This window comes from Sphingomonas sp. Sphisp66, from assembly GCF_047324325.1.
Lineage (GTDB): Bacteria > Pseudomonadota > Alphaproteobacteria > Sphingomonadales > Sphingomonadaceae > Sphingomonas.
Map to the genome: position 1 here is coordinate 1,545,363 of NZ_CP168508.1, position 19,157 is coordinate 1,564,519.

Below are 19,157 nucleotides of genomic sequence, written 5' to 3' on the forward strand. Positions count from 1 at the left end.
TGCTTAGCGGACGCCCTGGCGGGTCAGGTCCGCGCGCAGGCGGGCGATCGCCGCTTCGTTGCGGGTGACCTTCACGTCGTTGCGGATCGCGCGGATGAACTCGCGGGCATATTCCGCGGGGATCTGCTGGGTCAGCGCATTGCGCATCCCGGCCATCGCTTCGGCGTTGCCCGAGGCGTCATGCGGCTCCACCGCATTGAGCAGCACGACGTAATAGCCCTTGCGATCGGGCGCTTCGAGCAGGCGGGCCTTCTTCGGCTGCATGCTGAAGGCCATCTTGATGAACTGCTCCTTGTCCGCGATTTCCTGGCGCTTGAAATCGAACGGCTTGGGCGGCGGGCCCTTCGCGCCGGCATCGGCAAGGGCCTTGTCCATCGGCACGCCCTTGTCGAGCGCGGCGACCACGGCGGTGGCGGCGGCCTTGGCCTTTTCCAGCGCCTTGTCGACCAGATAGTCGGTCTTCACCTTGTCGCGGATGCTGGCGAGCTCGCGCGGGGCGGCCGGAACGACCTTGTCGAGCGTCAGCACCGCGAAGGCGCCTTCGGGCGAGGTCTGGACGATCTGCGGCTCGTCGCCGACATTCTCCATCGCGAAGCCGCCGCGCATGATCGCGACGATCGCCGGATCGGGCTTGTACGCCTCATTGTCCGGATCGGTGCCCGTGGCAGTCAGCGCCGGGGTGACCTGCGCGGCCAGCTTGGCGTCGGCCAGCAGCTCGGCGAAGTTCTTGCCGTCGCCCACGCCGTCCTCGATCTTCTGGCGGAGTGCAGCCAGGGCCTCGGCGGTCTTGCGCTGGGTGATCTCGGTCGACAGCTCCTCACGGGCCTGGTCGAGCGACTTGGCCGCGATCTGCTCGATCTTCTCGACCACCAGGATATGGTAGCCGAGCGACGACTTGATCGGCCCGACCACGCCGCCCTGCGCCGCGGCGAAGGCGGCGTCGGCAACCCCGGCGGTGGTCTGGCGGGCCAGTTCGGGCTTCTGGATGCCTTCGAAGTTGCTGGGCTCGAGGCCTGCCTGCTGGGCAGCGGCGGCCAGCGCCTTGCCGCCCTTCACTTCGCCGGCGATCTTGTTGGCGGTCGCCTGGTCGAGCACGACGAGCTGGCGCACATTGCGCTTCTCGGTCGCGGCATAGCGAGCGCCGGCCTTCTTGTAGGCGTCGGCGACCTCGGCCTCGGTCGCGGTCTGCTGCGCGCGGATCTGGTCGATCGACACCGTCGCAAAGCGGACGGCGCGGCGCTGCGGGACGAGGTAGCGGGCGCGGTGGCTGACATAATAGGCGTTGAGCGCCTTGTCGTCGGGGTCGGGGCCCGGGTCCATCTGCGCGGTGTTGATCATGCCGACCACGCCCATGCGGCGCTCGAGCAGCAGCGATGCATAGGGGGCGACCACGCCGTTGGGCACGTCGGTGCCGATCGTGGCGCGGTTGACCAGCCAGTTGCCATAGCGCTCGCGCAGCATGCTCTCGCGGAAGGTGGCGGGGGCGATGCGGTTGTCGGCGAGCAGCTTCTCGAAGGCCTGCTGGCTGAACTTGCCGTCGATGCCGGCGAAGCTCGGGTTGCTGGCGATGTCGGTGTCGATCAGCTTCTTCGACACCTGCATGCCGGACTTGCGGGCGAACTCCACCAGCGCGGCCTGGTTGATCATCTCGTCGATCGCGATGTCGAGACCGCCCTGGCCGAGGAACTGCTCCATCGTCACCGTCTGGCCCTGCTGCTGCAGGCTGCGCAGGAAGCGCTCGATCCGGTCCTTCACCTCGGTGTCGGAGATCTTCTGCCCGCCCACCGTCGCCAGCGTGCTGCTCGACGCGCCGGAGGCGCCGTTGCGGATGCCGGTGATGTCGCCCGCGGCAAAGGCGATCACGATGAGCCCGAAGAACAGGAACACCGCGATCAGGCCGTAGCGCGACTTGGTGAAATTGCGGAAGAAGCTGAGCATGAAGGGCCGATCGTTGGAATGGTTTGCCCGGTGCTTTAGGGCGCTAGTTCGCGCCCATCAAGCTTGTGCGAACGCGTCTGCCTGCTATCCGCCGACGAAACAAACAAAACAGGAGGTTGGGGTGATGCGGCGCAAGCTGGTGGCGGGGAACTGGAAGATGCACGGGCTGCGCGCGCAGCTGCCGGAGATCGAGGCGATCGCGGCGGCCGCCGCTGCGAATCCCTCGGTCGATGCCGCGCTCTGCGTGCCCTACACGCTGATCCACCCCGCCGCGCAGGTGGCCGGCGCGCTGCCGATCGGCGCGCAGGACCTGCACGAGGCCGACAAGGGCGCGCATACCGGCTGCATCTCCGCGCCGATGCTGGTCGAGGAGGGGGCGACCCTAACCATCGTCGGCCATAGCGAGCGCCGCGGCGACCAGCACGAGACCAGCCACGACGCCTATATGAAGGCGGCGGCGGCGCACCGGCACGGGCTCAGGGTGATCCTGTGCTGCGGCGAGCTCGAGGCCGAGCGCGCCGCCGGCCGCGCCGAGCGTATCGTCCAGTCGCAGATCGAGAAATCGCTGCCCGACGATGCCGATCCGAGCTGGCTGACCCTCGCCTACGAGCCGCGCTGGGCGATCGGCACCGGCAAGACGCCGACGCCCGACGAGATCGCCTCGATGCACGCGATCCTCCGCGCCAAGCTGCGCATGATGATCGGCGAGGAAAAGGCCGAGGGCGTCCGCATTCTCTATGGCGGGTCCGTCACCGGCGCGAACGCCGCGCAGATCCTCGCGCTCGACAATGTCGACGGCGCGCTGGTCGGCGGCGCGAGCCTGACCGCCGAGAAGTTCGTGCCGATCATCGAGGGTGCGGCGTCGGTTTCCTGACCTCGCCGAGGGTGAGGAACGCCGTCACCCCCGAGAGCGCGGCAGCGGCGGCGCCGACCAGCGCGCCCATGTGGAAGGCGCTGACCAGCCCTTCGCCCGCCGCCGCGATCACCGCGCCGGCGATGGCGGTGGCGATAAGCCCGCCGGTGCGCGCGATCGCGCTGTTGAAGCCCGATGCGGTGCCGGTATGCGTCTCGTCGACCGAGGCGAGCACCGCGGTGGTCAGCGGCGCCGCGACGCTGGCCATGCCGATCGCGATGGCCAGCGCGCCGGGGAAGACCGAGGTCCAATAGGGCGCGTCCTCGTCGACGAGCAGCAGCAGCGCGAAGCCGATCGCGACGATCATCGGCCCGATCGTCAGCGGCCAGCGCGGGCCGACCTTGGCGGTGATCCGGCCCATGATTCGCGAGGCGATGCCCATGCCGAGCGGCATCGGCAGCAGCGCGAAACCGGCATGCAGCGCTGAATAGCCGCCTGCCTGGATCAGCACATAGGGCAGGAGCAGCAGCACGCCCCCCAGGGCGCCGTAGAGCAGGAAGGTGAGCAGGGTCAGCCCGGCAAAGGCGCGCGAGCCGAACATCGCGACCGGCATCATCGCACGGTTGCCGCGGTGATGCTCGACCCACAGGAACAGGCCGATGGCGAGTAGTCCGGCGGCGAGCCCGATCGCCACGGTCGCGTCGATCGCATGGTGGCTCGACCACAGCGTCAGCGCCCAGGTGAGCGCGCCCAGCGCCAGCGTCGCGGTCAGCGCGCCCGGCAGGTCGAGCGGCAAATCCCCTTCGGCGCTTTCCTCGACATAGAAGAGCGCGATCCCGATCGCGACGAGCGCCACCGGCACGTTGACGTAGAAGATCGCCCGCCAGCCGATCGCATCGACCAGCCAGCCGCCGAGCGGCGGGCCGACCGCACCGGCGATTGCGCCCACGCCGGCCCAGGTGCCGATCGCCTTGCCGCGCGCCTCGCCGGTAAAGGCATGCCCCAGAGTCGCCAGGCTGTTCGGCAGCAGGATCGCCGCGCCGATCCCCTGCAGCGCGCGTGCCGCGAGCAGCAGCGTCAGGTCGGCGGCGACGGCGCAGGCGACCGATGCGATGGTGAACAGCGCGATGCCGAGCACCAGCAGCTTGCGCCGCCCGAAATGATCCCCCGCCGCGCCGCCGATCAGCAGCAGCGCCGAGAGCGGCAGCATGTACGCGTTGATCGTCCATTGCAGCTCGGCCGGAGTGGCGTGCAGGTCGGCGCCGATCGCCGGCAGCGCGACATTGGTCACCGATCCGTCGATGAACGCCAGGCTCGACGCGAGGATGCAGGCGGTGAGGGTGAGGTTGGGATGCTTGGCCGCCATGGCCCCTCGGTAGCAGAGCGCGGCGCCGACGGGGAGGCTGGACGAAGGCACAGGTCGGCCCATTCCGGAGGAATACGGTAATCTACTGAAATTGCGTAAAATACGCGGTGTCGTTCCGGCTGCGGCGCGCCGGGCCGCTATAAATGGATATGCCGAAGCTTCCGCTTCCCGCAGGTCCCATCGACAGCGAGCAGAATCAGGCGATTCTGGTCGAGCAGTTCCGCGCCCTGCGCAAGCAGGTGCCGCTGATGTACGCGATGATGTTCGTCGATTCGGCATTCCTCGCCTTTGCCGCCTATGGCACGGTCAGCCCGTGGTGGAGCCTGGGCATGCCGGCGGCGCTGGCGCTGCTCTCGGCGGTGCGCGCCACCTTCTGGTTGCAGCGGCGCAGCTTCACGCCCCGGCCCGAGAACATCCCGCACTATCTGCGCGGCACGGTGGTCGTGTCGATGCTGCTCAGCCTCGGCTTCGGCGGATGGGGGCTGCTGCTCTATGCCGAGGGCGATCTGATCCGCCGCGCTTGCATCGCGCTCTACATCTTCATCGGCGCGATCAGCTGCTGCTACTGCCTCCAGGCCGTGCCCCGCGCCGGGCAGGCGGTGCTGCTGTTCGGGGCGATGCCGGTCACGATCTGCCTGGTCTTCTCCGACGACTGGTTCCTGCGCGGGCTCGGCGCCAACATCCTGCTGGTCGCGCTCGTCGTGCTGCGCATCCTGCGCACCAACCATGCCGGCTTCGTCGAGGTGCTGACCTCGCGCTCGGACATGGCGGCCGAGCAGCTGCGTGCCCTGGGCGCCGAGCAGCGCGCGCACGATCTCGCCTATCACGATACGCTCACCGGCCTGCCCAATCGCCGGGCGCTGGCCGAGGCGCTGGAGCGCCGGCTCTCCCCGCAAGGCGACGGCGCGCCGCTCGGCCTGCTGATCATCGATCTCGACCGCTTCAAGTCGATCAACGACGTGCACGGCCATCCCGCGGGCGACCAGTTGCTGCGCGACGTCGCGACGCGGCTCGACGCGGTCGTCGGCATCGGCGGGACCAGCTACCGGCTGGGCGGCGACGAGTTCGCGGTGATCGTCGGCGGCGATGTCGAGGGCGCGCGCCGCACCGCGCATGCCATCGTCCATGCGATGCACAAGCCCTTCTCGGGGCCGGAGCTCGTCCATCATATCGGCGCCAGCGTCGGCATCTCGCTCTATCCGCAGGACGCGCTCGACCTCGACACGCTGATGCGCCGCGCCGACATCGCGCTCTACAAGGCCAAGCATCTCGGCCGCGGCCAGCACTGCGCCTTCGAGCCGATGCTCGATGCCGAGATCCGCAGGCGTGCCGAGATCGAGCGCGAGATGCGCGAGGCGATGAACCGCGACGCCTTCGTCCCTTATTACCAGCCGATCGTCGATCTGCGCAGCGGCGCGGTTGTCGGCTATGAGCTGCTCGCGCGCTGGGCCCGCGACGATGGCGCTGAGATCGGCCCCGAGCTGTTCATCCCGATCGCCGAGGAATGCGGGCTGATCGACACGCTGATGCTCCGCCTGCTGCGCCGCGCCTGCCGCGAGACGCGCGAGTGGGAGGTGCCGATCGCGATCAACGTCTCACCGACCCAGCTCAAGGATCCCTGGTTCAGCCAGAAGCTGCTCGGCGTGCTGATCCGCGAGCGTTTCCCGGCCCGGCTACTCACCATCGAGATCACCGAGAACGCGCTGATCGTCGATGCCGAGAGCGCGCAGGAGGCGATCGAATCCCTCCGCAACCAGGGCGTCCAGCTCGCCCTGGACGATTTCGGCACCGGCTATTCCTCGCTCCAGCACCTCCAGATGCTGCCGTTCGACCGGCTGAAGATCGACCGGTCCTTCGTCACTTCGATGGACCGCGATCCCCAGGCGCTGAAGCTGATCCTGGCGATCATCGCGCTCGCCACCACGCTCGAGCTGCCGGTGGTGGCCGAGGGGATCGAGTCGCCGGCGATTGCGGAAACGCTCGCCCGGCTCGGCTGTGCGATGGGGCAGGGCTATCTCTATGGCCACCCGATGTGCGCGGCGGACATCGACGCGACGCGGGACGCCAGCGCCGCCTGAGCGCCTCTTCCGTACGGCGCCCGCCCGACATAGCATGACGCGGTTCACGGGAGGGTCCGATGCCGCTTCTCGCCTGGTTCGCCTGCCTGCTCGCCCTGGTCGCCACGCCTGCCTTTGCCGGCACGCTGGAGCAGGGGCGGATCGACGCCACCAGCCTCAGGGGCAATGCCTCTGGCATCCCCAGCACGCGCAGCGTCACCGTCTACCTGCCCGACGGCTATGCCGCGGCCCCGGCGAAGCGCTTCCCCGTCCTCTATTACCTCACCAACTTCTTCGAGGACGACCGCGCGCCCTGGGCCCACAACGGCGCGCAGGCGCTGCTCGACCGGGCGATCGCGAAGGGCGTGATCGGCGATGTGATCGTGGTGACGGTCGATTGCACCACCCCGGCGGGCGGCAGCTGGTACGTCAACTCGCCCGTCACCGGGAACTGGGAGGACTTCATCAGCCGCGAGCTGATCGCCTGGGTCGACGGGCGCTATCGCACCCTGACATCATCCAGCTCGCGCGGCATTGCCGGCGACCGGATGGGTGGCCATGGCGCGATCCGGCTGGCGATGCGGCATCCGGAAGTGTTCGGCGCGGTCTATGCGCTCCACCCGATCGGCGCGGGGCCGGGGCTGCAGACCATGTTCTCGCGGCCCAACTGGCAGCTGCTGCAGGACGCGAAGGCGTTTGAGGACCTGCGCGGCGACGGCTTCTCGCTGGTCTTCACCTCGATCTTCCAGGCGCATCTGCCGAACGCGACCCGTGCACCATTGTTCTACGATCCGCCGGCGAAGCTTGTCGGCGGCAGGCTGGATGTCGATCCGGCGCTGACCGAGAAGCTCAACGCCAGCTTCTTCCTCGAACGCCAGGTCCCCGCGCACGCCGCCAATCTCAAGCGCCTGCGCGGCTTCATGTTCGATTGGGGGCGGGGCGACACCAATGCCGATCACATCGTCTCGCTCCAGGCCTTCACCCGAACCCTGGACGCGTTCGGCGTGCCCTATGAAGCGGAGGAATATCGCGGCGGCTGGGGCGACCGCCACTGGGGCGAAGACGGCCGCATCTACACCGAGCTGCTGCCGTTCTTCGCGCGGACGCTGGTGTTTTAGGAATGCAAAAGCCCCTCCCCTTCAGGGGAGGGGTTGGGGTGGGGGCTGTCCGCGAGCGAAAGTCTCGGTGAGATACATGCCCCACCCCCGACCCCTCCCCTGAAGGGGAGGGGATGGTGGCGCTTACCGCCCGTACCGGTCCTTCAGCACCTTCCACACTGCGCGCAGGCTCACCGCCTCGGCGCCCTTGGGGCGGCCCGGCTTGTGGCTGCCGTTCCAGCAGAAGATGTCGAGATGCGCCCATTGCGCCTTCTCGGGCACGAACTCCTTGAGGAACAAGGCCGCGGTCAGCGCGCCGCCGAACGGGGCCTCGGCCGCATTGACCATGTCGGCGACGTCGGACTTCAGCATCTCCTTGTACGGATCGTAGAGCGGCAGGCGCCACATCGGATCCGCCTCGGTCTCCGCCGCGGCCATCAGCTCGCTCGCCAGCGTGTCGTCGTTTGCGAACAGCGCCTGCAGGTCGGCACCCAGCGCGACGCGGGCGGCGCCGGTCAGCGTCGCATAGTCGATCACCAACTCGGGGGTCTTCTCCTCGGTCTTGGTCAGCGCGTCGGCGAGGATCAGGCGACCCTCGGCGTCGGTGTTGCTGTTCTCCACCGTGATGCCCTTGCGCGAGCGCATGATGTCGCCCGGACGGGTCGCCTCGCCATTGATCGAATTCTCGACCGCGGGGACGAGCATGTGCAGTCGCACCGGCAGGCGCGAGGACATGATCAGCTCGGCGGTGGCCAGCGCGTGCGCCGCGCCGCCCATGTCCTTCTTCATCAGCCGCATGCCGGCGGCCGGCTTGATGTCGAGGCCGCCCGAATCGAAGCACACGCCCTTGCCGATGATCGCGACCTTGGGATGCTCGGGATTGCCCCACTCGATCTCGATCAGGCGCGGCTCGCGGCCCTTGCCGGCGGCCTTGCCGACCGCCCAGAGCAGGCCATAGCCCTTTTCGACCTCGTCGCCCTTCACCACGGTGAGCTGGCCGCCATAGGCCTTGACCAGGTCGGCAGCGGCGGCCTCGAGATCGGCCGGGCCCATGTCGTTGGCGCCGGTGTTGATCCGGTCGCGCAGCTTGTAGGTGGCATTGGCCATGCGCACCGCTTCCTCGATCCGCGCGGGATCGCCGGTGAGCAGCACGCGGGGGCCGGTCGGGGTCTTCTCGTCCTTCTTGTAGGCGTCGAATTTGTACTGGGCGGCGAGCCAGCCATGGATCGCCTTGCCGGGCTCCACGCCCTCGACGCGGTAGGTGCCCTCGGGCAGCGTCTCGGCGAGCTTGGCGAGGCACCAGGCCGAGAGCTTCTCGGCATTGGCGACCACGCTCACCACCGACCAGTCCTCGGCGCCGTCGCCGGGCAGGATCGCGCTCGAATAGGCGCTCGGCGCCAGCTTCTGCGCGGCGGCCGCGGTGCGGTGGCGCGGCGGCTGGGCGGCGAGCCAGGCGTCGAAGCCCTTGGCGTCGATCACATGGATGGTGCGGGCGGACTGGCCCTTGTCGGGCTGAACGAGCGTGTTGGGATCAGACATGGCATTGATCTAGGTAATGGGCGAGGCGAGGGCTAGCCCCCACGGACAACATGAAATTTCGTTCACAATGGAACGGTCTCGTTTCGAAACCGGTTTCCGAAGGGTCCGTGGGCCACAGGGAGCAGGCGATGTCCGACACGCGCTACGAGGGGGAACGTATCCCCTATCTCGAGCCGGTGGAGCCCACCCCGCGACGGCGCAGCATCGCCGCGACGGTCGTCGGCGGCCTGATCGCGCTGATCGGCCTGGTGCTGGCGGTCGGCGGCGCCTGGCTCGCCGTGCTGGGCGGCTCGCTCTACTATCTCGTCACCGGTGCGCTGATGCTCTGGTCGGGCGTGCTGCTCGTCCGCGGGAGGATGAGCGGCGGCTGGCTCTATCTCGCCATCGTCATTTCCAGCGTTCTTTGGGCCTGGTGGGAGGTCGGTTCGAATCCCTGGGCGCAAGTCCCCCGCGTTATCGCTCCGGTGGTGCTGGCCATCGCCGTGATCCTGATCCTGCCGACCCTGACCCCCGCGCCAGGCAAGTGGCGCCTCGCGCTGGGCGGTGTCGCCGTCACACTAGTGCTTAGCATTATCAACTTCTGGGCCGCCGCCGCAGGCCAGCCCAACCCGGTGCTTGCCGGCCTGCCGTCACCGGGCACCGCGGGCATGTTCGATCCCTCGGGCCAGCAGACTGGGGCCGACTGGCCGGTCTATGGCGGCACCACCAGCGCGCGGCGCTATTCGCCACTCGTCCAGATCACGCCGGCAAACGTCTCGAGGCTCAGGCAAGTGTGGCTCACCCATACCGGCGACCTGCCCAGCTCGCCGATGATCCGGAAGACCTATGGCGCGGAGAACACCCCGCTCAAGGTCGGTGACAGCCTCTATGTCTGCACGCCCAAGAACATCCTGATCGCGCTCGATGCCGCCAGCGGCATGGAGAAGTGGCGATACGATCCCAAGGTGCCGGACGACGCGATCCCGTACACCGCGGCCTGCCGCGGCGTGGTCTATTATGCCGTGCCGAATGCGCCCGCCAACCAGGCCTGCGCGACCCGGATCATCGAGGGCACGCTCGATGCGCGCCTGATCGCGGTCGATGCGAAGAACGGCAAGCCCTGCGCCGATTTCGGCGCAAATGGCCAGGTCGATGCCAAGGTGGGCATGGGCAAGGTCCCGCCGGGCTTCGTCTCGATCAACTCGCCGCCCACGCTCGTCCGCGGCGTGCTGGTCACCGGCCACCAGGTGCTCGACGGGCAGGACCGCTGGGCGCCGTCTGGCGTGATCCAGGGATTCGATGTCGTCACCGGCCAATTGCGCTGGGCGTGGGATATGATGCATCCGAGCTGGAATGGCGCGCCGCCCGCGGGCCAGGAATGGGCGCGCGGCACGCCGAACATGTGGACGCTCGCCTCGGGCGACGAGCAGCTCGGGCTGGTCTACCTCCCGATGGGCAATGCCGCGGCCGACTATTACTCGTCGCTCCGCCGCCCCGAGGAGAATTTCTACGCCACCTCGCTGGTGGCGCTCGACGTGACCACCGGCAAACCGCGCTGGCGCTTCCAGGCGGTGCGCAACGACGTCTGGGATTACGACTTCGGCGCCCAGGCCACGCTGGTCGACTACAAGGGCGCCCCGGCGCTGGTGCTGCCCTCGAAGCAGGGTGACATCTACATCCTCGACCGCCGCACCGGCCAGCCGCTCACCCCCGTAGGCGAGATGAAGGTGCCTGGCGGCGGCGTCGAGCCGCAGCAGCGCGCCGCCACCCAGCGCGTCTCGCTCTGGCATAGTCTGCGCAAGCCCGACCTGACCGAGCGCGACATGTGGGGCATGTCGCCGATCGACCAGATGCTCTGCCGCATCCAGTTCCGCCGGGCGAGCTACAAGGGCTTCTTCACCCCGCCCGAGGCCAGCCGCCACTCGATCCAGTATCCCGGCTATAACGGCGGCACCGACTGGGGCGGCATCGCGGTCGATCCGCAGCGCGGGGTGATCGTCGCCAACTACAACGACATGCCCAACTATGTCCGGCTCGTCCCGCGGGCCGAGGCCGACAAGCTCGGCTGGGCACCGCGCGACCAGGCCCGCGGCCGGATCGGCGGCGCGGAAGGGGCAGGCGATCCCCAGGCGAACACGCCCTATGCGATCAACGTCAATGCCGGCTGGCGGATGCCGTTCACCGGGCTGCTCTGCAAGCAGCCGCCCTATGGCGGGATCCGCGCGATCGACATGGCGAGCGGCAAGACGATCTGGGACCGCCCCTTCGGCGAGGCGCGCACCAACGGCCCGTTCGGCATCCCCTCGATGCTGCCGGTGAGCATCGGCACGCCGAACAATGGCGGCTCGGTGGTCACCGCCGGCGGGCTGATCTTCGTGGCCGCCGCGACGGACAACCTGATCCGCGCGATCGACCTCAGGACCGGCAAGACGCTGTGGAAGGCCGTGCTGCCCGCAGGCGGCCAGGCCACGCCGATCACCTATGAGGCGAACGGCAAGCAGTATCTCGTCATCTATGCCGGCGGGCATCACTTCATGGAGACGCCGGTGGGCGACGAGGTGGTGGCTTATGCGCTGCCGTAGAGGCCTGGCTCCCCAATATTCCCCTCCCTGAAAGGGAGGGGCTAGGGGTGGGTTAGAAAAGGTCGGGCTCGATGCCCGGCCTTTTCTGTTTTCGGCTACCGGATGGCTGGGCTCGCTCCGCTCGCAACCCACCCCCGGCCCCTCCCTTTCAGGGAGGGGAGTTCAGGCAGGATTCGCCTTCACATAGTCGATGAACGCCCGCAGCGGCGCCGGCACCAGCCTTCGTCCCGGATAGTATAGGAACGGCCCCGGAAAGCTCTCCCACCAGTCCTCCAGCACCGGCACCAGCGCGCCGCTGGCGAAGCTCGGCTTGAGCCAGTCCTCGAACAGCGTGACGATGCCACTGCCCGCCGCCGCGACGTCGAGCAGCATGTCGATCGCGCTCCCGACGGTGACGATCAGCGCGGGCGGTGGCTCGACCACCAATATCTCGCCGTCCTTCTCGAACTCCCAGGGGATCAGCCGCCCGCTCTCAAACCGGCCGCGCAGGCAGCGATGCTCGAGCAGGTCGCGCGGATGCCCCGGCACGCCATGCCCGGCCAGATAGGCAGGGGAGGCGGCCGCGGCGAAGCGCTGGACGCGCGGGCCGATCGGCACCGCGATCATGTCCTGCTCCAGCCGCTCGTCATAGCGGATGCCGGCGTCGCAGCCCGCCGCGAGCAGGTCGACGAAATTGTCCTGCGCGACGATCTCGACCTGGATCTCGGGATAGGCGGCAAGGAAGCCCGGCAGGATCGCCGGCAGCACGATCCGCGCCGCGCCGATGGGCACGTTGAGCTTGAGCGTGCCCGCCGGCCGGTCGCGGAAGATGTTGACCACGTCGAGCGCCGCCGCGACCTCGCCCAGCGCCGGGGCGAGCCGCTCGATCAGCCGCGCGCCCGCCTCGGTTGGCGCGACGCTGCGGGTGGTGCGGTTGAGCAGCCGCACGCCCAGCCGCGCCTCCAGCCGCCGCACCGCTTCGCTGAGGCCCGAGGCGCTGGCTCCGGTCGCGCGCGCCGCATCGCGAAACCCGCCGGCCCGGGCTACCGACAGGAAGGCGTTCAGCTCGCCAAGGTCGAGGTCCATTGTTCGAAATTCCGCACAGCCCGTGCAGATTGTGCCCGATTATCGCGCGATGCCGCAAGCCCTAGATAGGCGGTGCTTCGAGACTGGAGAATGACGATGACCGACTTCCCGATGACCTACCAGCTGGGCGAACGCACCGTGAACCGCGTCGGCTATGGCGCGATGCAGCTTGCCGGCCCGGGCGTGTTCGGCCCGCCGCGCGACCCCGACCAGGCGCTCGCCGTGCTGCGCGAGGCGGTGGCCTCGGGCGTCAACCACATCGACACCAGCGATTTCTACGGCCCGCACTTCACCAACCGGCTGATCCGTGAGGCGCTGCACCCCTATCCGGACGATCTCGTCATCGTCACAAGGTCGGCGCGCGGCGCGGCGACGATGCCGCCTGGTTGCCCGCCTGGAGCCCCGACGAGATCGAATCGGCGGTGCACGACAACCTCACCAACCTCGGCATCGAAGCGATCGACGTCGTCAATCTGCGCATCATGGGCGACATCCATGCCCCGAGCGAAGGCCCGATCGCACCGCAGTTCGAGCGTCTGGCGCGGCTGCGCGAGCAGGGGCTGATCCGCCATCTCGGCCTGAGCAACGCGACGGCCAGGCAGGTCGAGGAAGCGCGTGGCATCGCGCCGGTGGTCTGCGTGCAGAACCAGTACAACCTCGCCCACCGCGAGGACGAGGCGCTGCTCCGCACCCTGGCCGAGGCGGGGATCGCCTATGTGCCCTTCTTCCCGCTCGGCGGCTTCTCGCCGATCCAGTCGGGCACGCTCGACGACGTGGCCAAGGGTCTCGCTGCCACGCCGATGCAGGTCGCGCTCGCCTGGCTGCTCCAGCGTTCGCCCAACCTGCTGCTGATCCCCGGCACCTCCTCGCTCGGCCATCTGCGCGAGAACCTGGCGGTGCGGGAGCTGGTGCTGCCGGCCGAGGCGGTGAAGGTGCTGGACGGAATTGCCTAGTAAGGCTCCCCTCCCTGCAAGGGAGGGGCTGGGGGTGGGTGGATGACCGCGATACGGCACCTCATTGCGACGCGGTGGTGGTACGTCAGGACGCGATCCCCCCCCCAACCCCCTCCCTTTCAGGGAGGGGGAGTTTAGCGCCCCACCACCTTCACCTTCGGCGCGCACATCGCGATCGCGCGATCGACCATGAAGCTGAGCCTATCGCGTGCCAGCGCAAGCTCGGCCGGGTCCAGCCCCCGGTCGAGCGTCTCGAAGTTGAGATAGGCGAGCCCGTGCAGCACCGCATAGTTGGAGAGAGATCCGTCGCTCGCCACCACGCGTTCCTGCACCACGTTGAAGTCTGCCTGCACCATCGCGTCGCGGCAGAACGCATCGCCCGGCTGGTTGCGGGCGAGACGGGTGGCAAAGGCGACGGTGTCGTCATCGTCGAAGGGATATGCCTTCGACACCGACGGGCTCGGGTCCAGCGTGTCGTCGCAATAGCGGATCGAAATGATCCCGCTGCCCTCCGGATCGCTCCTGTTGCAGCGCGAGCCGGCCGTCTCGAAGCCCTTCGCATTGGTGTGCAGGGCGATGATCGGCCAGGCGCCATGGGCCAGGTCGGCGAGGATATGATGGGCATAGCCGGGCAGGGCGGTGTCGAAGTTGCGGTTGGGGTCGACCGGCCTGCCATAGTCGACCGCATTGTTGAGCCGCTTCCCGTCGTCGCCCGGCGAGATGCCCGAATCGACGGCGATCAGCACCCCGCCATATTTGCGGACCGCGGCGAGGCCCGCCTCGAACCCGGCATTCTCATTGTCGTGCGGAACGAAGAACAGCGGCCCTTTGGTGTGCCTGGCATTGGCGATCCGCCACAGCCGCCAGCGCGCCCGTTCCTCGCGGAAGGTCAGTTCGGAGACGCGGAGCCCCTGCCACTCGGCCGGATCGCGGTGCCGGGCGAAGTCGTCGTCCTGCACGCTCAGCGGATCGACCGGCCGCACCGTCACCGGATCAGGCGGCGACGCGCTGAACAGCGCGGCGATGGCAAGGGTCGCCAGCCGCATCAATCCCTCGGCTGCACCAGGAACTGCTCGAACTTCCCGTCCGTGCCGGGCTCGGCATAGGTGATCGCGATCAGCTTGCGGCCATCGGCATAGCCGATCTGATAGTTGCGGTTGACGAACCCGCCGCGCAGCCGCGGCTTGCCGAGCGCGGTGAAGCTCACCGGATCGCCGAGCGGGGCCAGGCTGGCATGATAGTCCTCGGTCGCCTGGGGCGTGAAATAATAGGCGGCATCCTCGGTCAGCTTCGAGCGGTCGAGCGTGCCGCCCCGCAGCTGGTCGAACACGATCTTCGCCAGCTGGTCGCGCGCCTCGTCGATGGTCAGCGGCCGCTGCGGCGGCGGCGCTGCCGGTACCAGCAGATCGGTGATCCCGCCGGTGATCGCATCCTGCGCCCCGCCGAAATCGGCATTGACCAGCGCGACCACGGCGAAGCGCTTCTGGGGAATGACGAAATTGTCGGAGAGGAAGCCGACCGCCTCGCCGCCATGCTCGACCGTGCGGATGCCGTCGCGCCCGCCCAGCGACACGCCCAGGCCGTAACGGGTGTTGGTGCCGTCCTTGAGCAGCACCGGCGTCTCCTGCGTCGCCCAGTCCTCGGCGCTCAGGATCTTGCGGTCGATCCGGGCGATGTCCCACTTCGCCAGGTCGCTGGCCGACATGGCGAGCTCGCCCGCCGCCCATAGCCAGCCATCCGCCGCCGGCTTGGCGGGACGCACCGGTCCCAGCGCGAAGCGGTGATTGCCTTGTGGGAATCCCTTGCCCACCGCGATGTCCTGGTCGATCGCGTCGATGCCGAGCGGCTTGAAGATCTTCTTCTGGAGATAGTCGAGCAGCTTCATGCCCGACGCCTTCTCGATGATCATCCCGGCGACGACATAGCCGGTGTTCGAATATTGCCAAGCCGTGCCCGGCTGGAAGTCGAGCGGCTTCTTGGCCCAGCGATCGAGAATCTGCTGCGGCGTGACCGGCGTCGACATCGCTGCGAAGTCATAGTCCTGCGGCCAGTAATCCTGGATGCCGGCGGTGTGGCTGAGCAGCTGGCGGATGGTGATCTTGTCGGCATCGGTGATGTCCGGCACCCATTTCGATACCAGGTCGTCGAGGCTCAGTCTGCCCTCGTCCTCGAGCAGCAGGATCGCCGCGGCGGTGAACTGCTTGGAGATCGACGCGATCTGGTATTTCGCCGTAGGGCTGGACGCCTTCATCCCCGGACCCTGGTCGCCATAGGCCCTGGCGAAGACGATCTTGCCGTCGCGCACGATCGCGACCGAGGCGGAAGGCGCGCCGGAGGACTTGAGCGCGTCGGTGACCAGGGAGTCGACCTGGGCGGTCTCGTCGGCAGTCAGCTGCTGCGCGGCGGCGGGCGTGGCGATCAGAAGGGCGGCGGCAAAAGCGGGACGGAACATCGGGCCTCCGGAATGGAATGGCGCGAGCTTAGGACAGGGTTTCCGGATCGTCATCCCCTCCGCGCTCCCACCTCACAATCGTCATCCCGGCGAAAGCCGGGATCTCAGGCGATGGCGCGGGACGCCGGACAAGAGCCGCACGAGATCCCGGCTTTCGCCGGGATGACGGAAAGGAGCGGATAGCAGAAGGCCTTCCTCGCTCTCGCGGAAAGGGACTCCCGAAATAAGCGGAGGGGCAGGGCGAGCGGCCCCGCTGGCGATCAGGCCAGTGGCACCCCGTAGAGATCGTGCTCGTCCGCGTCCTCGATCTCGACCCGGACGATGTCGCCCTGGCTGAGATGCCCCGCGTCGCGCAGGAACACCTCTCCGTCGATCTCCGGCGCATCGGCCTGGCTGCGACCCGTCGCGCCGCCTTCCTCGCCGACCTCGTCGATGATCACTTCGAGCGTGCGGCCGATCTTGGCCTGGAGCTTGGCGGCGCTGATCGCCGCGGTCTTCTCCATGATCCGGGCGTAGCGCTCTTCCTTGACCTCTTCGGGCACCGCGCCGGGGAGGTCATTGGCGGCGGCACCCTCGACGGGCTCGAAACGGAACGCGCCGACCCGGTCGAGCTGGGCCTCGTCCAGCCAGTCGAGCAGATACTGGAAGTCCGCCTCGGTCTCGCCGGGGAAGCCGACCACGAAGGTCGAGCGGATCGTCAGATCCGGGGCGATCTCGCGCCACTTCTTCAGCCGCTCGAGCACCTTGGCCTCATTGGCCGGGCGCTTCATCGAACGCAGCACCGACGGGCTCGCATGCTGGAACGGGATGTCGAGATAGGGGAGGATCAGCCCCTCGGCCATCAGCGGGATGACCTGGTCGACATGCGGATAGGGGTAGACATAATGCAGGCGCACCCAGGGCGCGATCTTGCCGAGCTCGCGGGCAAGGTCGGTCATGTGCGGGATGACCTCGCCGCCCTTCCAGGGGCGCGGCTCCTTGCGGATATCGACCCCGTATGCCGAGGTGTCCTGGCTGATGACCAGCAGTTCCTTGGTGCCCGCCTCGACCAGCTTCTCCGCCTCGCGCAGGATCGCGTCGGGACGGCGGCTGACCAGGTCGCCGCGCAGCGCCGGGATGATGCAGAAGGCGCAGCGGTGGTTGCAGCCCTCGGAGATCTTCAGATAGCTGTAGTGGCGCGGCGTGAGCTTCAGCCCCGCATCCGGCACCAGGTTGACGAAGGGCGAGGGCGGCATCGGCGCCGCCTCGTGCACCGCGCCGACGACTTCTTCGTACTGATGCGCGCCGGTGACGGCGAGCACGTTGGGGAAGCGGGCGCGGATGACCTCGGCTTCCTTGCCCATGCAGCCGGTGACGATGACGCGGCCATTCTCGGCGATCGCCTCGCCGATCGCCTCGAGCGATTCCTCCTTGGCGGAGTCGAGAAAGCCGCAGGTGTTGACCAGCACGACGTCGGCTCCGGCATAGTCGGGGGACATCGCATAGCCGTCGCTGCGCAGCTTGGTGAGGATCCGTTCGCTGTCGACCAGGTTCTTGGGACAGCCGAGCGACACCATGCCCACGCGGGGCGCCTCAGGAATTTTGGTTGCCATGATTGGCGGCGCACATAGGAAATCTGTGGAAAAATACCAGCACTACGACATGTTCATCGGGAAACTACGGGGGAAGAGCAGCATGCGGGCGGTGATCGAAGGGGTGGGTGCGCTGCTGGGCATGCCTGTTTCCGAGGGCAAGGGCAGGCGGCATCGGCGAATCATGTCGCTCGTTATCCTGGCGGTCTTCGTGGCTTTCGTGCTGTTCGCCGTCCAGGCAGCCCGCGCCGCTGACTGGCCGACGAAGGAAGGCGATTTCACCGTCCGCGACTTTACCTTCAAGTCGGGCGAGAAGCTGGGCGAGGTGCGGCTCCATTACACCACGCTCGGCACGCCGCACCGCAATGCGAAGGGGGAGATCGACAATGCCGTGATGGTGCTCCACGGCACGGGCGGATCGGGCAGGAACTTCCTCGTGCCGGTCTTCGCCGACGAGCTTTACGGCCCGGGCCAGCCGCTCGATATCACCAGGAATTTCGTGATCCTGCCCGACAATATCGGCCATGGCGGCTCGTCCAAGCCCAGCGACGGGCTGCGCATGGCCTTTCCGCACTATGACTATGACGACATGGTCGCGCTCCAGCACAGGCTGCTGGTCGATGGGCTGGGCGTGAAGAAGCTCAAGCTGATCCTCGGCACGTCGATGGGCTGCATGCACGCCTTCGTCTGGGGCGAGACCTTTCCGGGGTTCGCCGAGCATCTCGCCCCTTTCGCCTGCAACACCGTGGCGCTCGCCGGGCGCAACCGGATGTGGCGCAAGATGGCGATCGACGCGATCCGGGCCGATCCGGCCTGGATGGAGGGCAACTACACCACCCAGCCGGTGCAGGGCCTGCGCACCGTCGCCGACCTGCTGATCCTCGCCGGTGCCAACCCGATGGCGCTCCAGGCGCAATATCCGACGCGCGAGGCGACCGAGAAGGCGCTCGACGCTTCCTTCGTGCGGGCAAGCCGGCTCGATGCGAACGACGCGCTCTATTACATCGATTCCTCGCGCAACTATGATCCCTCGCCCGCGCTGGAGAAGATCACGGTTCCCCTGCTCTGGGTGAACTCGGCGGACGATTTCATCAACCCGCCCGAGCTTGGCCTGGCGGAGCAGATGGTGAAGCGCATGCCCCGCGCGCGCTTCGTGCTGATCCCGGCGTCGACCGAGACGCGCGGGCACGGGACCCACACCTCAGCCAAGTTCTGGAAGGCCGATCTGGCGAAACTGCTCGCCGAATAGCGGAAGCGGGCGTAGCTTCATACCTCTGCAACTATGCAGGGGAGAGGCAAGATGCAGATTCATTGGCTGGCGATCCTCGCCGCGGCGGTGGCGGGATTCATGGTGGGCGGCATCTGGTATGGGCCGCTGTTCGGCAAGGCGTGGATGAAGGCGCGGGGGCTGAGCGAGGAGGAGCTCAAGTCCGGCGCGAACATGGGCAAGATTTTCGGCGCCACCTTCGTGCTCAATCTGATCGCGGCCTTCGCGCTCGATCACCTCTACAACACCTATGACACGCCGCTGGGGCTCCACTATTCGCTGGTGGTCGCCGGGATCATCGGCGTTGGCTTCATCGCCACCTCGGTAGGCGTGAACTATCTGTTCTCGCGCCTGCCCCGCGCGCTGTTCCTGATCGATGCGGGCTACTGGATCGTCATGTACCTGGTGATGGGCGCGATCTTCGGGCTGCTCGTCTGA

General features: G+C 68.0%; 13 protein-coding genes and 1 pseudogene. 7 read left to right on the top strand and 7 right to left on the bottom strand.

Features of this window, described 5'->3' with window-relative positions:
- Positions 1–3: 3 nt before the first annotated feature.
- The gene (locus ACEN8G_RS07560; protein ID WP_413416275.1) at positions 4–1,938 is read right to left on the bottom strand and encodes a SurA N-terminal domain-containing protein; all 1,935 of its coding nucleotides are present in this window, start codon (positions 1,936–1,938) and stop codon (positions 4–6) included.
- A 121-nt stretch (positions 1,939–2,059) separates the two neighbouring features.
- Between ACEN8G_RS07560 and tpiA the strand changes: the two genes are divergently transcribed.
- Positions 2,060–2,812, top strand: a complete 753-nt coding sequence (gene tpiA, locus ACEN8G_RS07565; protein WP_413416274.1) for a triose-phosphate isomerase — start codon at positions 2,060–2,062, stop codon at positions 2,810–2,812.
- Here tpiA and ACEN8G_RS07570 read toward each other — a convergent pair.
- Entirely contained in the window at positions 2,784–4,157 is a 1,374-nt protein-coding gene (locus ACEN8G_RS07570) for an MFS transporter (protein WP_413416273.1), read from the bottom strand. The two genes, tpiA and ACEN8G_RS07570, sit on opposite strands and share 29 nt — an antisense overlap.
- 149 nt (positions 4,158–4,306) lie before the next feature.
- Between ACEN8G_RS07570 and ACEN8G_RS07575 the strand changes: the two genes are divergently transcribed.
- Together ACEN8G_RS07575 and ACEN8G_RS07580 are read left to right on the top strand one after the other, a co-directional pair.
- Complete coding sequence (locus ACEN8G_RS07575; protein ID WP_413416272.1) at positions 4,307–6,235, top strand: putative bifunctional diguanylate cyclase/phosphodiesterase; 1,929 nt, start codon at positions 4,307–4,309, stop codon at positions 6,233–6,235.
- 59 nt (positions 6,236–6,294) lie between these two features.
- Positions 6,295–7,332: an alpha/beta hydrolase gene (locus ACEN8G_RS07580; RefSeq protein ID WP_413416271.1), complete on the top strand. Its 1,038-nt coding sequence runs from the start codon at positions 6,295–6,297 to the stop codon at positions 7,330–7,332.
- Between the two features lie 123 nt (positions 7,333–7,455).
- Here ACEN8G_RS07580 and ACEN8G_RS07585 read toward each other — a convergent pair whose 3' ends face one another.
- On the bottom strand, positions 7,456–8,850 hold the full coding sequence (locus ACEN8G_RS07585; RefSeq protein WP_413416270.1) for a leucyl aminopeptidase family protein: 1,395 nt from the start codon (positions 8,848–8,850) through the stop codon (positions 7,456–7,458).
- A 128-nt stretch (positions 8,851–8,978) separates the two neighbouring features.
- On the opposite strand from ACEN8G_RS07585, the gene ACEN8G_RS07590 reads away from it, so the two are divergent.
- On the top strand, positions 8,979–11,411 hold the full coding sequence (locus tag ACEN8G_RS07590) for a membrane-bound PQQ-dependent dehydrogenase, glucose/quinate/shikimate family (protein ID WP_413416269.1): 2,433 nt from the start codon (positions 8,979–8,981) through the stop codon (positions 11,409–11,411).
- A gap of 162 nt (positions 11,412–11,573) precedes the next feature.
- On the opposite strand, the gene ACEN8G_RS07595 is transcribed toward ACEN8G_RS07590, so the two are convergent.
- Positions 11,574–12,476 carry a LysR family transcriptional regulator gene (locus ACEN8G_RS07595; RefSeq protein ID WP_413416268.1) on the bottom strand — a complete coding sequence of 301 codons (903 nt, stop codon included), beginning with the start codon at positions 12,474–12,476 and terminating at the stop codon, positions 11,574–11,576.
- 96 nt (positions 12,477–12,572) lie between these two features.
- On the opposite strand from ACEN8G_RS07595, the pseudogene ACEN8G_RS07600 reads away from it, so the two are divergent.
- Positions 12,573–13,429 (top strand): annotated as a pseudogene (locus tag ACEN8G_RS07600) (aldo/keto reductase family oxidoreductase).
- Positions 13,430–13,563: 134 nt separating this feature from the next.
- Here ACEN8G_RS07600 and ACEN8G_RS07605 read toward each other — a convergent pair.
- The 3 genes from ACEN8G_RS07605 to rimO form a co-directional block, all read right to left on the bottom strand.
- The gene (locus ACEN8G_RS07605) at positions 13,564–14,475 is read right to left on the bottom strand and encodes a hypothetical protein (protein ID WP_413419327.1); all 912 of its coding nucleotides are present in this window, start codon (positions 14,473–14,475) and stop codon (positions 13,564–13,566) included.
- Positions 14,475–15,881 carry a serine hydrolase domain-containing protein gene (locus tag ACEN8G_RS07610; RefSeq protein WP_413419325.1) on the bottom strand — a complete coding sequence of 469 codons (1,407 nt, stop codon included), beginning with the start codon at positions 15,879–15,881 and terminating at the stop codon, positions 14,475–14,477. The genes ACEN8G_RS07605 and ACEN8G_RS07610 overlap by 1 nt, the downstream gene beginning before the upstream one ends.
- 260 nt (positions 15,882–16,141) lie before the next feature.
- Positions 16,142–17,473: a 30S ribosomal protein S12 methylthiotransferase RimO gene (gene rimO / locus ACEN8G_RS07615; protein WP_413417568.1), complete on the bottom strand. Its 1,332-nt coding sequence runs from the start codon at positions 17,471–17,473 to the stop codon at positions 16,142–16,144.
- A gap of 163 nt (positions 17,474–17,636) precedes the next feature.
- Between rimO and ACEN8G_RS07620 the strand changes: the two genes are divergently transcribed.
- Positions 17,637–18,701, top strand: coding sequence for an alpha/beta fold hydrolase (locus ACEN8G_RS07620; protein WP_413417566.1), 1,065 nt, complete (start codon positions 17,637–17,639; stop codon positions 18,699–18,701).
- Between the two features lie 51 nt (positions 18,702–18,752).
- On the top strand, positions 18,753–19,157 hold the full coding sequence (locus tag ACEN8G_RS07625) for a DUF1761 domain-containing protein (RefSeq protein ID WP_413417564.1): 405 nt from the start codon (positions 18,753–18,755) through the stop codon (positions 19,155–19,157).